The sequence below is a fragment of the Comamonas sp. 7D-2 genome (assembly GCF_022749555.1).
GTDB classification, from domain to species: Bacteria; Pseudomonadota; Gammaproteobacteria; order Burkholderiales; family Burkholderiaceae_C; genus Comamonas; species Comamonas thiooxydans.
Map to the genome: position 1 here is coordinate 2,398,929 of NZ_CP094238.1, position 19,303 is coordinate 2,418,231.

A 19,303-nucleotide genomic window follows, 5' to 3' on the forward strand; every position below is an offset into this window, starting at 1 on the left:
TTTGTTGCGCAAAAAAGCCGGTACGCCCTGGGCGGTACCGGCTTTTGCAGCTTTGCCTGCTATCAGGCAGCGATGGCTTGTGCTTGCTCGATCTGAGCCTTGGCTGCTTCCATGGCGGCAGCCTTGGCGTCGGGGCCCATGGCCACGCCTTCGGCTCGAACGATGGTCACGTCGGTCACGCCCATGAAGCCGAAGATCACCTTCAGGTAGCTTTCCTGGTGCTCCATGGCCTGGCCCGCTTCGCTGGTGGAGTATGCGCCGCCGCGAGCGGAAGCGACGATGACCTTCTTGTCGCCGGCCAGACCCACGGGACCGGTGGCGGTGTACTTGAACGTACGGCCAGCCTGGGCGATGCGGTCCAGCCAGGCCTTCAGCTGCGAGGGGATGGTGAAGTTGTAGAAGGGGGCGCCCACCACGATCACGTCAGCAGCCAGGAATTGGCTGACCAGCGCTTCGGAGACGGCGTTTTCCTGGCGTTCGACTTCGGTGGCAGCGGCCTGGCCGGTGCGAAAGCCCAGAGATTGCGCGCTCAAGTGGCTGGGGGCGCTCACGGCCAGGTCCAGGTAGTCCACCTTGGCTTCGGGGTTGGCCTGCTTGAGGTTGGCAACGATATCGGCTGTCAGGGAGCGGGTAACGGAACTGGAGCCAGTGATGGAAGAGTCGATGTGCAGGATTTGCATATTGGTACCTATACCTCTAAAAATGAGTAAAAGAGCACTTCTTGCCCAGCTCAGATGCTGCGTTGCGGCAAAACAGTGATTCGTTTTGAATTGCAATGGGATAGATTGTAGATTTGTTTAGATTCGGCAATAAGTCTGCAAAAATGCGATAGATCGTTCCAAATATCAATTCAATCGAGTCCAAGGATATATGCATGGTGGATCTCAACGACATGCTGTACTTCGTCGAAGTGGTCGAGCGCGGCGGCTTTGCCGCTGCGGGGCGGGCACTGGGTATTCCCAAGTCGCGCCTCTCGCGCCGTGTTGCCGAACTTGAGGCCCACCTTGGGGTGCGCTTGCTGCAACGCACCACCCGCAAGCTGTCTCTGACGCAAGTGGGGGAAACCTTTCTGCGCCACGGCCAGGCCATGCGCGATGCCGCCCTGGCAGCGTCGGATGCCGTGGCCGAAGTCCAGACCGAGCCGCGCGGCACCATTCGTGTGACCTGCCCGGTGACGCTGGCGCAGACCGTCCTGGGCGAGCTGATGCCCGAATTCCTCAAGCGCTGCCCGCTGGTGCAGGTGGAGATGCAGGTCACCAACCGCCCAGTCAATCTGGTCGAGGAGGGGGTTGATGTCGCATTGCGCGTGCGTGCCACGCTGGAGGACAGCGGCTCCATGGTCGTCAAGCGACTCGACAGCTCGCGCCAGATTCTGGTGGCCAGCCCCGATCTGCTGCAGCGCCAGGGCACGCCCAGGTCGCTGGAGGACTTGCAGTTGCTGGACAGCATGGCGATGACGGCAGTCGACGGTCATTCCAGCCTGCTGCTCGTCGGGCCCGAAGGCAAGGAGCACCGGCTGCAGCTGCAGCCGCGCTATGTGGTCGATGACTTGCTGACGCTGAAATTTGCGGCCCTGGCCGGCAGCGGCATGTGCTGGCTGCCTGACTATATGTGTCAGGACGAATTGACCCGGGGCACTCTGGTGCAGTTGCTGCCGCAATGGGCACCTCCGCGCGGCATCGTGCATGCGGTGTTCCCCTCGCGGCGTGGGTTGGCACCGGCGGTGCGGCATTTCCTGGACTTCCTTGGGGAGCGCATGCCGGGCAGCAGCATCTCTGCCGTGCAAAAGGCAGCATCGGCCTCGGCGCAGCATTAGCTTCTGCCCATAAGATAACAACAAAACATTCGTTGGGATTTGGGCAGGCCTTGCCCACAATGACTGCCTTGTTATCAGATCAGGAGCACGCCGGGCTTTTTCCTCTGGCCCGGCTGGCGCTCCGAGATTACAGGAGGCAGCATGACATCCCCATTTCGCATCGTGATCGTGCCTGGCTGGCGCAACTCCGGTCCCGGACATTGGCAAAGCCTGTGGGCTGAGCAGCTGGAAGGCGCCGTGCGTGTGCAGCAGCAGGACTGGCTGGTGCCGCACCGCGATGCCTGGGTGGCGGAGCTGGAAAGAGTCTTGCTCTCCGATGAACGTCCTGCCGTCATCGTGGCTCACAGCCTGGGCTGCATCACGACCGCGCACCTGGGCGAGGCTGCCGCGGCGCGCGTTCATGGCGCCTTGCTGGTGGCTCCTGCCGACCCCGAGCGCCGCGCCCAGCTTGCCGACTTCGCCCCCGTGCCCTATGCGCCGCTGCCCTATCGCAGCGTGCTGGTGGCCAGCAGCAATGATCCGTTCTGCCCCATTCGCCGTGCGGGCGCTTATGCCAGGGCCTGGGGCAGCGAGCTGGTGCGTTTGCAGAACGCCGGACATATCAATATCGAGTCGGGCTTCGGAGCCTGGCCGCTGGGGCTGGCACTGCTGCAGTCGCTGACCGAGCAGGGCGGCTGGAATGCTCAGGCCTCGGCCCGGCCCTTGCAGGCAGCTGCACTTGCGGCCTGAAATTCCGGGGTTGTTTCTCTTTAGTGCTTCTTTTTTTGATAGCTTCATGCACTCGCTGGTAGAGCGCTTACGGCTATTTTTTACCTTGAACTCGCGTGCTGTTTTATTCTTTATATTGAATTTCAGAAAAACAAAGAAAAATATATTCTTTTGAGTTTTAAGGAGTCGTTCGCACAATGTGTACATCTATACACATTGCTCAAGAAAAGGCAGCGAACCATGCATTCCGTGAAGCTCAAGACATTGTTGGCATCCATCGCACTGGCAGCAGCAGGCGCTGCCTCGGCACAGACTCAACTGCTCAATGTCTCCTATGACGTGGCCCGCGAGTTCTACAAGGATTACAACGCTGCATTCATCGCCCATTACAAGAAGACCAAGGGCGTGGACATCAAGGTGGATCAGTCCCATGGCGGCTCCAGTGCCCAGGCCCGCGCCGTCAATGACGGCCTGGCTGCCGATGTGGTGACTTTCAACACGACCACCGATGTGGATTTCCTGGCCCAGAACGGCGTGGTCGCCAAGGACTGGAACAAGAAGTTCCCGCATGACGCATCGCCCACTACATCGACCATGCTGTTCCTGGTGCGCAACGGCAATCCCAAGAACATCAAGGACTGGTCCGATCTGGTGCGCCCAGATGTGAAGGTCGTGGTGGTCAACCCCAAGACCGGTGGCAATGGTCGCTACGCCTATCTGGCAGCCTGGGGTTCGGTGCGTGAAAAGGGCGGCACCGATGCGCAAGCGGCCGAATTCGTGCAGAAGCTCTACAAGAACGTGCCTGTGCTGGGCAAGGGCGGCCGCGATGCGACCAGCATCTTCTTGCAGCGCAATATCGGCGATGTGCTGATCACCTTCGAATCCGAAGTCGTGTCCGTGGACCGTGAATTCGGCCAGGGCAAGGTCGACGCGGTCTACCCATCGGTGAGCATCGTGGCCGAGAACCCTGTGGCTGTGGTCGAGCGTACCGTGGGCAAGAAGGGCACGACCCAGCTGGCCACCGACTATCTGCAATGGCTGTACTCCGACGAAGCCCAGGAAATCGCAGCCAAGCATGCGATCCGTCCTCGCTCCGAAGCGGTGCTCAAGAAGCACGCCGACCAATTCAAGCCCATCAAGCAGTTCACTGTGGCCAAGTACTTCGGTTCGCTGACCGAAGCGCAGAAGGTGCACTTCAACGATGGCGGTCAGTTCGACAAGCTCTACACCCCCGGTAAATAAAGACTCCCCCTGAGCGGCCATGCCGCTTTCCCCTCTCTCGCTGCGCGGGAGGGGGCGACGCCCCAAGCGTAAGGGGCGGCCCTTGCTCGGCGTCCCTGTGGGGCGCCTGCCTGTTCATAGGCCCGGCATGTTGGCTGCAATCACTTTTTCTACATTGCCTTTTGAATATGTCCTCTGCTGCTCTAGCCCCACGCAAGGCGCGTAGTGCCAAGCGAGTGTTGCCCGGTTTCGGGTTGACGCTGGGCTACACCATTTTCTATCTGAGCATCATCGTGCTTATCCCGCTGGTAGCCCTGCTGTTCAAGAGCTTCTCATTGACCTGGGAGCAGTTCTGGACTGCGGTATCGGCGCCGGCCGTGGTCGCTTCCTACGAGCTATCCTTCACCATGTCCTTTATTGCGGCCTGTGTGAACGTGGTGTTCGGCATGCTGATCGCCTGGGTGCTGGTGCGCTACCAGTTCCCCGGCAAGAAGGTGGTGGATGCGCTGGTCGATCTGCCGTTTGCGCTGCCTACGGCCGTGGCCGGTATCTCGCTGTCGGCGCTGTATGCGGGCAATGGCTGGATCGGACAGTACTTCGAGTCGCTGGGCATTCAGATGGCCTACAACCCCAAGGGCATCGCCATTGCACTGATTTTCATCGGTCTGCCTTTTGTGGTGCGTACCGTTCAGCCGGTGCTTGAAGACTTCGAGAAGGAGCTGGAAGAGGCTGCAACCAGCCTGGGCGCATCGCGCTGGCAGATTTTCTACAAGGTCATACTGCCGCATATCGGTCCGGCGCTGCTGACCGGTTTTGCCATGGCTTTTGCGCGCGCCGTGGGTGAATATGGCTCGGTGATCTTCATTGCCGGCAACATTCCCATGGTCTCGGAAATCACTCCGCTGATCATCATGGCCAAGCTGGATCAACACGATGTAGCCGGTGCCACGGCCGTGGCCGTGGTGATGCTGCTGATCTCTTTTGTATTGCTGCTGCTGATCAACGCACTGCAGGCATGGCAGCGCAAGGCGCAGGGAGGCCGCTGATGTCTTCGATTCACGCAGCGATTCAGGCGCTGTTTCCCAATCTGCTGCCCATCTGGGCGCATCTTTTCACCATCGTCGCCATTGCTCTGCTGGTCCTGGTCGTGCTCTACAAGATCACGGCCCCGCCCAAGAGCGCCAAGCTGGAGAAGATGACCACGACCGAGCCGCGCTGGGTGCGCTGGGTTCTGACCACAGTGGCCCTGCTGTTCATGCTGATCTTCCTGATCCTGCCGCTGCTGTCCGTCTTTGGCGAGGCGCTGCGCAAGGGCTGGGATGTCTATGTCACGTCGCTGGGCGAGCCTGATGCGATCTCGTCCATCAAGCTCACGCTGATCACGGCGCTGATTGCCGTGCCCCTGAATCTGGTCTTCGGTGTGGCCGCCGCCTGGTGCATCGCCAAGTACGAGTTCAAGGGCAAGGCCTTTTTGACCACCTTGATCGATCTGCCATTCTCCATCTCGCCCGTGGTTGCCGGTCTGATGTACGTGCTGGTGTTTGGCGCCAACGGCTGGCTGGGCCCCTGGCTGGCCAAGCATGAGATCCAGATCATCTTTGCTGTGCCCGGCATCGTGCTGGCCACCGTGTTCGTGACCTTTCCCTTCATCGCCCGTGAACTGATCCCGCTGATGCAGGCCCAGGGCAGCGACGAAGAGCAGGCCGCCATTGTGCTTGGTGCCTCGGGCTGGCAGACTTTCTGGAATGTCACCCTGCCCAATATCAAATGGGGTCTGGTCTATGGCGTGATTCTGTGCAACGCCCGTGCCATGGGCGAGTTCGGTGCCGTGTCCGTGGTCTCCGGCCATATCCGGGGCCAGACCAACACCATGCCGCTGCATGTGGAAGTGCTGTATGCCGACTATCAGGCAGCAGCCGCCTTTGCCGTGGCATCGCTGCTGGCGCTGCTGGCGCTGGTGACGCTGGTGATCAAGTCCCTCGCCGAATGGCGTGCCGAGCAGCAGGCCAGGGCCGCTGCCGAAGCACCGCCCGAGCGCCCAGGCCAGATCAGCCTCGCAACGAACAAAACCGCCAAGGCAGCCTGAGCTGCCCGGATCAGAACAAGAGATTCATCATGAGTATCGAAATTCGTAATGTCAGCAAGCAGTTCGGCGATTTTCAGGCCCTGCGCGATGTGAGTCTGGATATCAAATCGGGCGAGCTGATCGCCTTGCTCGGCCCATCGGGCTGCGGTAAGACCACGCTGCTGCGCATCATCGCGGGTCTGGAGACCGCCGATGTGGGCAGCATCCACTTCAGCGGTGAAGACACCACCGATGTGCATGTGCGAGACCGCAACGTGGGCTTTGTGTTCCAGCACTACGCGCTGTTCCGTCATATGACGGTGTTCGAGAACGTGGCTTTCGGCCTGCGTGTCAAGCCGCGCAAGGAACGCCCCAGCGAGGCAGTGATCAAGGAAAAGGTCATGAAGCTGCTCAAGCTGGTGCAGCTGGACTGGATTGCCGAGCGCTATCCATCGCAACTCTCGGGCGGCCAGCGTCAGCGTATCGCACTGGCCCGTGCCCTGGCTGTCGAGCCCAAGGTGCTGCTGCTTGACGAGCCCTTTGGTGCGCTGGATGCCAAGGTACGCAAGGAGCTGCGACGCTGGTTGCGCCAGTTGCACGACGAGCTGCATGTGACCTCCATCTTCGTGACCCACGACCAGGAGGAGGCCCTGGAAGTGGCGGATCGCGTGGTGGTCATCAACCAGGGCAAGATCGAACAGGAAGGCACGCCCCAGCAAGTCTGGGACAACCCCGCCACACCGTTTGTCTATGGTTTCCTTGGCGATGTGAATCTGTTCAAGGGTCGTGCCAGCGATGGCCGGGTCTATCTGGATGAGGGCATGCAACTGGACAGCAGCGATGCGCGCGGTGCCCAGGACAGCCAGGCTTTTGCCTATGTGCGACCCCATGATCTGGAAGTGGAGCGCTATTCCCCGGGCCAGAACCTCGACGCCCAGGGGCGCCCCACAGGCATCGTGGCTCAGCTTTCGCGTGCCATTGTGGTCGGCCCCATTGCAAGGCTGGAACTTATTCCCTCCGAGACCACACCAAATGCCAGCCATGCCGGGGAAGACGGGTTGATTGAAGCCCAGATTCCCGCACAGCAGTTCAAGGACATGGGTCTGCGCGAAGGTGAAACCCTGGTGGTGACGCCGCGCCGGGCCAAGGTGTTCCTGGATGAGGCGGCTGGGATTTGATACCCCCTGAGGCGCTATGCGCCTTACCCCTGCCTCTCAGGCGGGGCGCAGAGTCGCCGAGAGGCGGCTCTGGCTTGCTGTCTCCTGCGAAGGAGTCGTGCAGGCATCAGAGGGCGTTATCCTTGGTGCTGGCATGATTCAGAAATTTCGCAGAAAGAATATTGATGCTTCAATGGTTTGAAACCGCGCCGCGGCGCATCCTGGCGCTGATCAGCGTCGCCTGTGTGGCCATGCTGGCGTTTGGCCTTTACCTGCAGCATGTGGTGGGCCTGGAGCCTTGCCCCATGTGCATCGTGCAGCGTTATGCACTGATTTTGGTAGCTATCTTCACAGGGCTGGCAAGCTTTAGAGGCCAAAAAGGCTGGTGGATGAGCTTCGGCATTCTGGCCCTGTTGGCCAGCGGTTTCGGTGCGTTTGTGGCGGCACGCCAAAGCTGGCTGCAGTGGTATCCACCCGAGTTTGCGACCTGCGGCCGTGACTTCTACGGAATGATCGAGCACTACTCCTTCAGCCGCTCCATTCCGATGATCTTCCAGGGCTCGGGCGACTGTGCGGCCATTGACTGGACTTTGCTGGGCGGCTCCATTGCCAACTGGTCGTTTGTCTGCTTTGTGGCGTTTTTCGTGATTCTGGCCATGCTGTTGCTCAAGGGCGTAAAGCGCTGAATCCCGGCGACATCCAAACTATGAAGCCCTGGCAAGCGTAAGCTGCCGGGGCTTTTTCATGGCTCTGAAACACTGGCCGTAGCTGTCACTCCAGCAGCCGCAGCCATGGTTTCACCATTAGAGGCTTTCCACGCTCTCGCCAACAAATGTCGGCCCCTTGCTGCTGGGCACCCAGCCCGGATAGGTTTCCATGACTTCGGCAAACAGGGCCGAGTCAATCCAGCGCTGCAGCCAATGCTGCAGATGAGGCCAGGGCTGCTCGTTCCACTGCGCCTCGTCAATGCGCGCGTACTGGCGAACAAAGGGGCGCAGTGCCATATCGGCCAGACTGGGGTTGAGGCCGAACAGATAGCCGGTTTCCTCGAGCTGATCGTTCAGTGCCGACAGCCAGGTCAGCGCGTCGGCCTGGGCCTGGTTCACGGCCTCGGCATCGTGGCGCTCGGGGTATTTGCAGCGATCAAGAGCCTGTTTGAAGAAGCCGTCATTGCGCTCGATCAGAGCCAGCATGTCCTCCAGGCTGCCATGCGTGGGTTGCAGCCAGCCATCGGGGTCGTTGCCGCGCAGCGCATGCAGCATCACCTCCAGGCTTTGATCAATGACTTTTCCGTCCTGCAGCACCAGCACGGGCACCGTGCCCTTGGGCGATGCGTCGAGCAGTGCCTGTGGCTTGTTGCGCAGATTGATTTCACGCAGTTCGCACGCCAGGCCCGCATGGGCCAGCGCCAGACGGGCGCGAATGGCGTAGGGGCAGCGACGAAAGGAGTACAGGACGGGCAGGGTGGCGGCGGCAGTCAAGGCAGGTATCTGATGAGATGAATGAAACCAAAGCGCCATGGCGCTTGCTGGGCGTGTACTGTACCCGTTGCCCTGAAGCCATGCAGACCTGTGCGGCTTAGATGTTTTGGATTACTCACGGATTGATAGCTTGAAACGATTGGGGTGAAACGGTTTTAGCCATTAAAGAGCGCTGGTTTCAGTCGGTTTGCAACTGGGTCATCAGCCATTGTCTGAAGGTTTGCAGGGCGGCACTGGCCTGACGCGATTTGAGATAGGTCAGCCAGTAGGCGCCGGTGTCGACCTCATGGGCAAAAGGGCGCACCAGCCGGCCCTGTTGCAGCATGTGCTCGAACATGCGTGCGGGCAGCAGGGCAATGCCTGCGCCCTGAGCGGCGGCCTCGGCCAGCGTCAGCGAAGAGTCGAACATGGCTCCGCGCGCCAGCGGGGCAGCCTGGTCAAGGCCGGCAAACCAGCCTTCCCATTCCTGGGTGCGATAGGAGCGCAGCAAGGTTTGCCGGGCCAGGTCGGCAGGCTCGCGCAGCTGTTGTGCCAGCATGGGGGTGCACATGGGCGAGAGCGGCGCGCGCAGCAGCATTTGCGCGTGCGTGCCATGCCAGGCACCGTCGCCAAAGCGCACGGCGGCGTCCAGTCCTTCGCCGGCCAGATCCACGCGATTGTTATTGGTCAGCAGCCGAAGATCTATGTAGGGGTGCAACTGCTGGAACTGGCTCAGCCTGGGGATCAGCCAGCCTATGGCAAAAGTGCCGACCACTCCCACGGTCAGAATCTCGCGTGGTCGTGGCTCTGCCACCTGCTGCAGCGATTGCTCTATGCGCTCAAAGCTTTGTGCCACCACGGGCCACAAGGCCTGGCCCTCGTCGGTCAGGGCCAGGCCGCGCGGCAGGCGGCGAAACAAAGGCTTGCCCAGGCGCTCTTCGAGATTGCGGATGTGCTGGCTGACGGCGGCCTGCGTCACATGCAGTTCCTGTGCGGCGCGAGTCAGGCTCTGGTGACGGGCGGCCGCATCAAACATGCGCAAGGCGTTCAGTGGTAGCTGCATATCTCTATCAAGATAAAAGTTTTTCTAATGGATGGTGTCAATTATTACTGCTGGTTCATACGAATCTACCGATTTATGCTGCAAACCATGACAGTTAACCAAAAGAGGATCTTATGCAGCGACGCAGCATGCTGACAACAGGACTGGCCTTGGGGCTGGGGGCCTGGGGACTGAGCGGCTGTGCTTTTATCTCCAAGCAGCAAGCCGCAGCAGCGAGAACATTGAGTGACGAGTTGGCGGCGCTGGAGATTCAGGCCCAGGGCCGATTCGGCCTGTATGTGCTGGATGCCGTCAGCGGCGCCGAGGCGGGTTGGCGCGGCGATGAGCGCTTTCCCATGTGCAGCACCTTCAAGACCCTGTTGGCCGCACGCATGCTGTATCTGGCACAGCGAGATGAAATTCGACTGTGGCGCAAGCTCTATTACTCTCCTTCCGAAGTCGTGGCGTGGTCGCCGATATCCGAAAAGCGCGCGGGTGCCAATGGCGGCATGACGGTGCAGGAACTGTGTGAAGCGATGGTGCTTGTCAGCGACAACACGGCGGCCAATGTGCTGCTGGAAGCCAGCGGCGGGCCGGCGGCGCTTACGCAATGGCTGCGCGAGCTGGGGGACGGTACCACCCGGCTGGACCGCAACGAGCCTTCGCTGAACACTGCGCTGCCCGGCGATGAACGCGACACAACGACGCCGCAAGCCATGGTGCAAAGTCTGCAGAAGCTGCTGCTGGGCGATGTGCTGGAGGGCTATGCCCGCGCCCTGCTGCAGCAATGGCTGGTGGACAGCCGTACCGGTGACAAGCGCGTGCGCGCCGGCATGCCCGGCGACTGGACTGTGGGCGGCAAGACAGGCAGCGGCGAGAGGGGTACGGCTTGCGACACTCTCATCGTCTGGCCTACCGAACAATCTGCGCCGTTGCTGGTGACGGCGTATCTGACCGGCAGCCCGCTCGATGGGGCGGGGCGCGAAGCCGTGCTGGCCAGGGCTGGCGAAGCGATCAAACGCTGGTATTACACGATCTGAAGCAGCGGCGGTCATTTCGATCGTGGGCAAGGATCTTGCGTGCCTGCGGGCTTGGGGGAAGCGCTGTTACAGAAGCCTGACCGTCTACTCGATTGCAGTCCGCAGGGCGCTCTGTGGGCTTGCCTTTCAGGCTTGAGGTTTGCTGCCAGGCAGGGCAGGGGGCTGGCCAATCACCAGTCCTGTCCGAGCCTTGCGCTTGAATTTGGGTGGGCCCGGCTGCAGTTGTTACGCCTGAATGGCTGATCGCAGGAGATGACCCGGGGCGGAACTCACCCAGTCGCGCCAGCGATGCAGACGCAAGCTCAAAGTTTGTCGCGACGCCGGCTCTGCATTGATGCGAAGAGGCGTCGAGATCTGTTATTTAATGAGATTGATTCTCATTTTCTGATAGAGTCTGCGCTTTCCCGCTCCGTAGCTGCATGTTTTGCGGCCGATTCCAGAGCCTGGGCGGCATGCCTCGCAAGAGGTCGAGGTGTACCCGTGGTTGCGCACTATTACGCAGAACTCGTCAGTTTCTTTGCTCGCTCGCTCAATAGCCGTGATGCGGCTGCGGATGTCGTGCAGGAAAGCTATGCCCGCGTCTTTGCCATGCAGTCGCGAGAGCTTGCGGTACGGGATTTGCGAGCACTGCTGTTTCGTACCGGCAAGAACATTGTGATCGACGATGCGCGCCGTCGCGCAGCAGAAGCACGCATGCTGGAAACCCTGGCGGTGGTGGGGGTCGATGAGGCGCCCTCGGCCGAGCGTCAGGTGCAAGGGCGACAGCAACTGATCTTGCTGTCACGGCGCCTGCAAGCCATGCCGCGCAAGCGTCGCGAGGTGTTTGTGCTGGTGCGCATCTATGGCTTCAGCCATGCCGAAGCAGCAGCGCATATGAATATCAGCGAAGCCGCCATCGAAAAACATGTGGTGCGTGCCGTCTGCGATTGCATGGGGCTCAAGTCATGAAGGCCGAGATGCCCGAGCGCAAACGGCTGGAATACGCCTTGTTGCTGATTGCTCGCCAGCATGGCGCAAGTACCGAAGCAGCGCAGGTAGCGGCAGAGGCGCTGGAACGTTGGCGTGCCAGTGAGCCCGCGAATGAACTGGCGGCCCAGGCTGCCATGGCGGGCTGGGCGCAGACCGATGGCAGTGCTTTGCAAGGCGATATGCCCATGCCCGCCACCCAGTCGGCGCGTGCGCAGCAGACGCGCCGTCGCGCGTTGTCCGTGCTGGGGGTGGCTGGTGTGGCAGGCCTTGCCGGCATGCTTGGCCGCTGGCATTGGCTGCAGCCACTGGAGCAAATCGCGCTGCATACAGGCCATGGACAGCAATTGAGCCGCCATCTGGCCGATGGCAGCCAGCTCGATCTGGCGCCTGGCACAGATGCCTCGGTGGTGCTCTACCGTCAGCGCCGCGAGATCCATCTGCGTCAGGGCGAAATTCGGCTCGACGTGGCCCATGATGCACAGAGGCCGTTGGAGGTCCACACGGCCCTGGGCCGTGTACGTGTGCTGGGCACGGTTTTCTCTGTGGCCTACCGGCCTACCGGCCTGCAGGTCAGCGTCGCCCAGGGCCGTGTGGCCGTGTGGCAGCAAGCCCGCATGGCGGATCAGTACCCCGATGCCATGCTGGGCACCGGCCAAGGCCTGCGCATCTATGCAGGCGGCGAGCTCGCGCACTACTCGCTCAATGCTTCGGATGTGGGGGCCTGGCGCGAAGGCTGGCTGGTGTTCGACCGCACGCCGCTGACCGAAGTCGTGGCGCGTTGGAATGACTACCTGGCTCAGTCAATGATGTTGGACGATGGGGCTTCTTTGCAATCCCTGCGATTGACCGGCAGCTTCAAGCTGCGCGAGCCTGCCATCTTCATTGCCAGCCTGTCGCGCTCCCTGCCGGTGCGCGTGGAGCAACTGGCCGATGGCCGCACCGTCATCCGTCGGCGCTGACGGCCGGCAAGGCCGGATGAAAATTTTTGTCCGGTACAAGCCATTTCATGCGTCTTCACTGTGAAAGCACTTAGACAAGCACTTCACAGGATGCATTTGATGAAAAGAAATCACTCTCATTTTTCTTCTGTTCAAGAGGAGGGGATGGCTGCGGGTTCGCATTGCGGAGGTCTGCGCGCAGTGGCTTTGGCCAGTGCCATGGCCTGTCTGGCTTGCTCAGCTCTGGTGGTATTACCGACGGCTCATGCCCAGGTCGCCAGCAGCCAGACGGCCATGTCCACCTCGCGCAGCCTGAGCCTGCCTGCGCAGCCGCTGGGACAAGCATTGAATGCACTGGCCCGCATCTGGGGGGTGTCGGTCTCGGTTGACGCTGCATTGGTGGAAGGCCGCACGGCGCCGGCGCTGCAGGGCGTGCAGACCTTGAACGAGGCGCTGGCCAAGGCGCTTGCGGGGAGCGGACTGGAGGCCTTTCCTGTCGGGGCGGCCATCACCGTGCGTCGCCACAGCAGCCAGACCGGCATGCTGGGCGAGGTGTCGGTGACGGCCCTGGCCCAGCGTGAAGCCACGGAAGGCAGCGGCTCGTATGCCGCCTCGCATGTGTCCCTGGGCAAAGGGCAGGACATCCGCGAGACACCGCAGTCGATCTCGGTGGTGACGCGCCAGCGCATTGAAGATCAGGCCATGAGCAATGTGGGGGAGGTGATGCAGCAGACCACCGGCGTGACGGTGGACTATGGCGGTGCGGGAGGGTTGGGCGGTGCGGCCACCAAGTTTCTGTCGCGGGGCTTCGAGATCAGCAATGTGCAGATCGACGGAGCCAGCGTGGACGCTTTCAGCCAGCAACTGTTCGACCCCAATCTGGCCATGTATGACAGCGTGCAGGTGGTGCGCGGCGCCAACGGCCTGTTCAGCGGCAATGGGGAGCCTGGCGGTGCCATCAATCTGGTGCGCAAGCGTCCCACGGCGCAAAAGCAGATTCTGGGCTCGGTGGGCGTCGGCAGCTGGAGTCGCAAACAGGCCGAGCTGGATGTTGCGGGTCCATTGAATGAAGCAGGGAGCCTGCGTGGTCGTGCTGTGCTCGCGCATTCTGACAAGGACTTCTTCTATCGCGGAGCAGAGTCGCGCAACAGCTTGCTCTACGGTATTCTGGAGGCCGATGTGACAAGCTCCACCCGTGTGAGTCTGGGAGCCAGCTACGACAAGCTCAAGGCCACTCCCTGGCGCGAAGGCCTGCCGCGTGCCGCCAATGGCGACGATCTGAAGCTGTCTCGCAAAACTGCGCTGATGGCGGGCTGGAGCCACTATGACAAGAGCGCCAAGGAGGTCTTTGCGCAGCTCGACCAGCAGCTGGCGGGAGACTGGAAGCTCAAGGCCCAGCTCAATTATCAGAAGGTGGACAGCGATGCGCGGCTGGCCAGCCTCAGCGGAGCCGTTGACCCTGCAACAGGTCTTGGCGCCAACTGGACCGGCTTTTCCAACGACTTTCGTTCGGAGAAAAAAAGCCTGGATGTGCATGCCAGCGGCCCGTTCTCGCTGTTCGGTCGCAAACACCGCTTGCTGCTCGGCGCGGACTGGAGCAAGGTCCGTGACGATCAGGACACCTATTACTCCGAGATGGATACGCCGCTGTCTCTGACCAATGTCTATGAGTTCGATCCCGGCAGAATTCCCCCTGCGGTACGCGAACGCATGACGCGCAGCTATCCCGGCTACGGCGCTACTCAAAAAGGCTTTTATGGTCGTGCCAACCTGAGCCTGACGGATCAGCTCACCGCCATTGTCGGGGGACGTTATGCCAGCTACTCCTACGACACGCCATACATCAACTACAACGCCGATGGCAGTGTTCGGGCCAGCGGTCGCGAGTACTACAGCGAAAGCGGCATCTTCACCCCCTATGCGGGCCTGGTGTATGACCTGGGCAACCAGTGGACGGCCTATGGCAGCGTGACCGAGATCCACAAGTCGCAGGCCAATATGCTGGCCGGGCCTGCACCGGGGGCTGCGCTGGACCCGATCAAAGGCCGCAGCTTCGAGCTGGGCATGAAGGGGGAACTCGCCGATGGCAAGCTCAATACAGCGCTGGCCCTTTACCGTATCGAGCGCAAGGGGCAGGCGGTGCGTGATCCGCGTTATCCGGAAACGGATGTGGGGAATCTGGGCCTGAGCTGCTGCTATGTCGCGCAGGGCAAGATCATCAGCCAGGGGCTGGACATGGAAGTGACCGGTCAGCTGGCACAGGGCTGGCAGCTGTTTGCCGGCTATACCTACAACCACAATCGCAACAAGACCGACCCGTCGCAACTGGTCTATAGCTCCATCACACCCAAGCACCTGTTCAAGTTGTGGAGCACGTATCAGTTGCAGGGTCAGCTCTCGCCATGGACGATGGGCGGTGGCGTGACGCTGCAAAGCGCCACCTATGTCAGCGGCACGGCCAACAGCTACAACCCGGCATCGGGCCAATACGATGGCAATGCCGTTCCCTTCCGCTTCACCCAGGCCGGCTACGCCGTCTGGGGTGCCAGCGTTCAATACCGCATCAATCGCAACTGGTCTGCTGCGCTCAATGTGCACAATCTGTTCGACAAGACTTACTACAAGACGGTTGGGACCTCGGGCAGCGGCAACTGGTATGGCGAGCCGCGTAGCGTGCTGTTGACCTTGCGTGGCGCGTTCTGAGCGGGCTGACATGAGCGGCAAGTCAGCATCCCGGCCCGGACTTCGCCAGACCATGTCATGGCTGCACACCTGGTGCGGCCTGGTGTGCGGCTGGCTGCTCTGCGCCATTTTTCTCACGGGCTCGATCAGCGTGTTCCGTGAGTCCATCACGCTATGGATGCAGGGGCTGCCACTGAAGGGCAGCGGTCAGCAGGCGCTTTCTCCGCAAGAGCGTCTGCTGGCCTTGCGGCTGGCCGAGCAGCATCTGAGCAAGACGGCGCCGGATGCCAGTATCTGGCGCATCGGTCTGCCGCTGCACACAGGCGATGGGGTCAAGGTATTCGCGCGTGCCCAGGACGGCGATCTGCAGGCCAGCCTAGATGTCCAGACGGGCGAAGTCCTGCCAGAGCCTGCCATGCGTCAGACCGAAGGCGGTCGGCATTTCATGTCCTTTCACTATTCCTTGCAGGGCGGTATCGCTGGCTTCTGGGTGGTGGGACTGGTGTCCATGTGCATGCTGGTGGCGCTGGTTTCGGGCGTGATTGTGCACCGGCGCATCTTTCAGGACTTCTTTACCTTCCGGCCCGGCAAGGGCCAGCGTTCCTGGCTGGATGCACACAATGCGTCGGCCGTGCTCACGCTGCCGTTTCTGTTCATGATCGTCTACACGGGACTCGCGCATTTCTACACCAGCTATATGCCCTGGCCGCTGCAATCGCTGTATGGGCAGGACCGTTCGGCCTACAGCCGCTACGAGTCCGAGTTGAACGCCAGATCCGAGGCGAATACACCCTCGAATGCACCAGCCATTGCAGTTGTGGACCTTGTCAGCCTTGCGCAGCAGGCCCAGTCCCTGCTGACGGAGCCTGTCGTGGGCGTGGTGGTGCAACGACCTGAGGGTGCGCCGGCCACGATACGCTTCACGGAAGGCAAGCCGGATACGGCAGTGACGCGCCGAATGGTCAACAGCGCCAATTCAGTGACCTTCGATGCCGTCGACGGCCAGCTGCTGCAGCTATCCGCCAATTCGCCGTCCAGTAGTTTTGCAAGCGATACCTATCCCGTCATCAGCGCGCTGCATCTGGTCACCTTTGGTGGCTGGGCGATGAAGTGGCTGTACTTTGTCCTGGGCCTGGTCGGCACGGCAATGATTGCCAGCGGATCGATCTTGTTTGCGGTCAAGCGCCGTGCAAGAAGCGGTTATGAATGGGGCGCGGCGACGCCCTCCATGTACCGCTGCATTGATGCGCTCAATGTGGCGGCACTGGCAGGCTCGGCGCTGGCGTCCATTGCCTATCTGTATGGCAATCGTCTGCTGCCTCTGGTGCTGGAGGCGCGTTCCAGCTGGGAAATCCGTGTGTTCTTTGCGGTCTGGGTCCTGAGCCTGCTGCATGCGCTGCTGCGCACGGCGCGCCAGGCCTGGTGCGAACAGCTATGGATGCTGGCCTTGCTGTGTCTGGGCTTGCCGCTGCTCAATGTCATGACTACAGGCCAGCACCTGCTGCTGTACCTGGCGCAGGGCGATGGTCAGCGGGCAGGGCTGGAGCTGACCTGCATGGCGCTGGGCCTGCTGGTCGCCTGGGGTGCATGGCGGCATGAAAAGTCGCAGCGTAGCAAGAACATGGCGCAGTTGCGTGCGGGCCGTGGCGTTGTCTCAGGAGGTCTCACATGAAAGCGGCGACAATGACCAAGGCTCAGACCAGGCACCATCGCTGGGCCGTGTTGCTGCGCGTGCTGATGATCACGCTGGGCGGCTATGCGCTCACGGCGCTGGCCTGCGCCGTGATGGCCCATGCGCTTGTGGCCGTGGGCGCTATGCAGCGTGCACCTGCCGTGCTGCTTTCCACCTTGCTCAGCTTTGTGCTCTACACCGCAGTGACGCTCTGGGCCTTCCATGTGCGCAGCCTGCTGCGCGTGATGGCATGGATGGCGGGCTCGGCAGCCCTGCTGACAGCTGCGCTGCAGGCGCTGAAAGGTGTGGCATGAGTCTGTGGCAGGTGATGGCCTGCGCCCTGGCGCTGTGCTTGGCAGGCATGCTGGTGCTGAGCCAGGCCATGGACAGGCATTGCGATCAGCTTGTATCGCGTGGCGAGCCCGGGCCGGCGCTGCGGGTCGTGCTGCGCCTGGCGGGGGCGGCGCTGATGCTGCTCGCACTGTGGCTGTGCATGGGCTTGTGGGGTGCTGCGGTGGGAACCATCGTCTGGCTGGGCTGCCTCAGTGTGGCCGCGCTGGCACTCACATGGCTGCTCGCCTATGTGCCTGGGCCCGGTGCAATGCTGGTGGCCATGGGAGGTCTGGTCGCCTTGGCCGGGACGCTTTGGGTGGCATTCACGGGATGAGTTATACGGCATGACCGCATGGACATTCCCTCGGGCTTTAGCCGGGCGATTCGCAATAGATGTGCGACTCGGGCGGTCGTTGTAAAAACCTGTGTGGGCAATCGTTGTGGCTATTGCCGATCTGGCAAGCCCTTGGGCGGGCGCAGAATGTGGGTCTTCGCCCATTTTTGCAGCCGCCCCGAAACGATTGCCCGCCCATGCAGCAAGAGCCAGATTTCTTCCACAACCTCAATGAAGAGATGCGCGATGGAAAGCGCTGGCTGGAGCGGACGGTGGTGCTGGCCTATGCCGCGGCAGCGGGGCTGAGCGTGGTGGCTTTCACGCTGCTGGCCGAGGCGGCTTTCGGCTTTTTCGAGAGCATCTACCACGGCGTCCATGGCTGGCTGGTGCTGATCTGGATGCCGGCCATCACGGCGGCGGCGGTCTGGGCCACGCGCAAATGGGCTCCGGGTGCCAGCGGCTCGGGCATCCCGCAGGTGATTGCCACGCTGGAGCCATCGGTCGATGCCAGTCTGCGCAAGCGCTTTGTGTCGCTGTGGCTGTCGTTTGCCAAGATCGTGCTGTCCAGCGCGGGATTTCTCGCTGGGCTGTCGATAGGGCGCGAAGGGCCGTCGGTGCAGGTGGCTGCAGGTGTCATGCATTCGGCGCGGCGCTGGCTGGGCCCCAAGTCCGTTATCAACACCCATGCCTTGCTGGTGGCTGGTGGGGCGGCAGGTATTGCAGCAGCCTTCAACGCCCCGCTGGCGGGCGTGGTGTTTGCCATCGAGGAGCTCTCGCGCAAGCTGGAGTCGCGCTCCAGCGGACTCATCATCGCAGCCATTGTGCTGGCCGGTCTGATGGGGGTCTCGGTCTTCGGTAATCTGAGCTATTTTGGCCGCATCCGCGTGGCCGAACTCGGCTGGCGTGACCTGCTGCCTTGTCTTGCCGTGGCGCTGACCTGCGGCGTGCTGGGCGGCCTGTTCGCCAAGCTAATGACCCACTCGCTGACCTCGTCCACCGAGCGCCTTAACAAGCTCAGGTCACGCTTTCCGATCCGCTTTGCCGCAGTGCTGGCCCTGCTGATTGCCGTCATTGGCGTGGTCACCGGCGGCGCCACCTTTGGTGCGGGCTCCGAAGCCGTCAAGCATATGTTGCAGGGCGAGGCCGATGTGCCCGAGTTCTATGTCACGCTCAAATTCATCGCCACCTGGCTATCGGCCTGGGTGGGCGTACCCGGCGGTATCTTTGCGCCCTCGCTGTCGATTGGTGCAGGCGTGGGGAATAACGTTGCATCGATTGTTGGAACTACGGATATAGCTCCTGCATTGATAGCGATGGGCATGGCTGCCTTTCTGGCGGCGGTCACCCAGGCGCCACTGACGGCTTTCATCATCGTCATGGAGATGGTGGACGGCCATGCACTGGTGCTGAGCCTCATGGCATCGGCCATGATCGCCAGCATGATCTCGCGCATGATTGCGCGGCCTCTGTATGAATCGCTTGCCCTGCACATGCTCCAAGTGGCAAGGGCCTCTTTGCCCAAGGAGCCGGAGCCAGAAGCCGCTGCGGCTCCGGCGGAGTCCACGCAGCCAGTGGCGCTGGATGAGTCATCCGAGCCTGACTCACTGCAAAAATCGCGTCAAGTCTAGGCTGTCAGTTGAATCCATGGGCAGCGTCTACGAGGAATTGAACTAGCTTGGGCCAGCGGTGGTGATGCTTGGGTGAAGTCAGGAGTTCAGTTGATCCTGAGCGCGCGGCGCAACCGGTGAGCCGTGCCTGCAGGCTCCTTGAGAGAGTCGCAGCGCATGGCGTTTCAAGCCCTAGCCTGAGCGAAGAGTCGCACGCAGTCTATTGACGCTGGATGCCGGACGGCAGTAGGAGTATTTC

Annotated in this window: 18 protein-coding genes; 15 read left to right on the forward strand and 3 right to left on the reverse strand. The window is 61.5% G+C overall.

Annotation, left to right across the window (positions count from 1 at the left end):
• Positions 1-62: 62 nt before the first annotated feature.
• Positions 63-680: an FMN-dependent NADH-azoreductase gene (locus MPZ60_RS11120; RefSeq protein ID WP_034352043.1), complete on the reverse strand. Its 618-nt coding sequence runs from the start codon at positions 678-680 to the stop codon at positions 63-65.
• Positions 681-874: 194 nt separating this feature from the next.
• Here MPZ60_RS11120 and MPZ60_RS11125 point away from each other — a divergent pair, with 194 nt between their 5' ends.
• From MPZ60_RS11125 to MPZ60_RS11155, 7 genes are all read left to right on the forward strand, one after another.
• Complete coding sequence (locus MPZ60_RS11125; protein ID WP_003067965.1) at positions 875-1,816, forward strand: LysR family transcriptional regulator; 942 nt, start codon at positions 875-877, stop codon at positions 1,814-1,816.
• Between the two features lie 141 nt (positions 1,817-1,957).
• Positions 1,958-2,545: an alpha/beta hydrolase gene (locus tag MPZ60_RS11130; protein WP_034352047.1), complete on the forward strand. Its 588-nt coding sequence runs from the start codon at positions 1,958-1,960 to the stop codon at positions 2,543-2,545.
• A gap of 219 nt (positions 2,546-2,764) precedes the next feature.
• The gene (locus tag MPZ60_RS11135) at positions 2,765-3,766 is read left to right on the forward strand and encodes a sulfate ABC transporter substrate-binding protein (protein WP_034352051.1); all 1,002 of its coding nucleotides are present in this window, start codon (positions 2,765-2,767) and stop codon (positions 3,764-3,766) included.
• Between the two features lie 167 nt (positions 3,767-3,933).
• Complete coding sequence (gene cysT / locus MPZ60_RS11140; RefSeq protein ID WP_034352054.1) at positions 3,934-4,791, forward strand: sulfate ABC transporter permease subunit CysT; 858 nt, start codon at positions 3,934-3,936, stop codon at positions 4,789-4,791.
• A complete protein-coding gene (gene cysW / locus MPZ60_RS11145) occupies positions 4,791-5,831 on the forward strand; it encodes a sulfate ABC transporter permease subunit CysW (RefSeq protein WP_034352057.1) in 1,041 nt (346 codons plus the stop codon). Before cysT ends, cysW begins: the two co-directional genes overlap by 1 nt.
• A gap of 29 nt (positions 5,832-5,860) precedes the next feature.
• Positions 5,861-6,988 carry a sulfate/molybdate ABC transporter ATP-binding protein gene (locus MPZ60_RS11150; protein ID WP_003055644.1) on the forward strand — a complete coding sequence of 376 codons (1,128 nt, stop codon included), beginning with the start codon at positions 5,861-5,863 and terminating at the stop codon, positions 6,986-6,988.
• Between the two features lie 164 nt (positions 6,989-7,152).
• A complete protein-coding gene (locus MPZ60_RS11155; RefSeq protein ID WP_034352061.1) occupies positions 7,153-7,653 on the forward strand; it encodes a disulfide bond formation protein B in 501 nt (166 codons plus the stop codon).
• Positions 7,654-7,770: 117 nt separating this feature from the next.
• Here MPZ60_RS11155 and MPZ60_RS11160 read toward each other — a convergent pair whose 3' ends face one another.
• Positions 7,771-8,487, reverse strand: a complete 717-nt coding sequence (locus MPZ60_RS11160) for a glutathione S-transferase (protein ID WP_052057565.1) — start codon at positions 8,485-8,487, stop codon at positions 7,771-7,773.
• Between the two features lie 139 nt (positions 8,488-8,626).
• Positions 8,627-9,490, reverse strand: coding sequence for a LysR family transcriptional regulator (locus tag MPZ60_RS11165; protein WP_003067957.1), 864 nt, complete (start codon positions 9,488-9,490; stop codon positions 8,627-8,629).
• 113 nt (positions 9,491-9,603) lie between these two features.
• Here MPZ60_RS11165 and bla point away from each other — a divergent pair, with 113 nt between their 5' ends.
• From bla to MPZ60_RS11205, 8 genes are all read left to right on the forward strand, one after another.
• Positions 9,604-10,509: a class A beta-lactamase gene (gene bla / locus MPZ60_RS11170; RefSeq protein WP_034352070.1), complete on the forward strand. Its 906-nt coding sequence runs from the start codon at positions 9,604-9,606 to the stop codon at positions 10,507-10,509.
• A gap of 480 nt (positions 10,510-10,989) precedes the next feature.
• Positions 10,990-11,457, forward strand: a complete 468-nt coding sequence (locus MPZ60_RS11175; RefSeq protein WP_034352073.1) for a sigma-70 family RNA polymerase sigma factor — start codon at positions 10,990-10,992, stop codon at positions 11,455-11,457.
• Positions 11,454-12,437: a FecR family protein gene (locus tag MPZ60_RS11180; protein WP_034352076.1), complete on the forward strand. Its 984-nt coding sequence runs from the start codon at positions 11,454-11,456 to the stop codon at positions 12,435-12,437. The genes MPZ60_RS11175 and MPZ60_RS11180 overlap by 4 nt, the downstream gene beginning before the upstream one ends.
• A gap of 144 nt (positions 12,438-12,581) precedes the next feature.
• Entirely contained in the window at positions 12,582-15,119 is a 2,538-nt protein-coding gene (locus MPZ60_RS11185; protein ID WP_052057566.1) for a TonB-dependent siderophore receptor, read from the forward strand.
• A gap of 10 nt (positions 15,120-15,129) precedes the next feature.
• A complete protein-coding gene (locus MPZ60_RS11190; protein WP_034352083.1) occupies positions 15,130-16,770 on the forward strand; it encodes a PepSY domain-containing protein in 1,641 nt (546 codons plus the stop codon).
• Positions 16,767-17,084 carry a hypothetical protein gene (locus tag MPZ60_RS11195; RefSeq protein ID WP_242607011.1) on the forward strand — a complete coding sequence of 106 codons (318 nt, stop codon included), beginning with the start codon at positions 16,767-16,769 and terminating at the stop codon, positions 17,082-17,084. Before MPZ60_RS11190 ends, MPZ60_RS11195 begins: the two co-directional genes overlap by 4 nt.
• Entirely contained in the window at positions 17,081-17,437 is a 357-nt protein-coding gene (locus MPZ60_RS11200; RefSeq protein ID WP_034352088.1) for a DUF3325 domain-containing protein, read from the forward strand. Before MPZ60_RS11195 ends, MPZ60_RS11200 begins: the two co-directional genes overlap by 4 nt.
• A gap of 197 nt (positions 17,438-17,634) precedes the next feature.
• Complete coding sequence (locus MPZ60_RS11205; protein WP_034352091.1) at positions 17,635-19,065, forward strand: chloride channel protein; 1,431 nt, start codon at positions 17,635-17,637, stop codon at positions 19,063-19,065.
• The last annotated feature ends 238 nt before the right edge of the window (positions 19,066-19,303 follow it).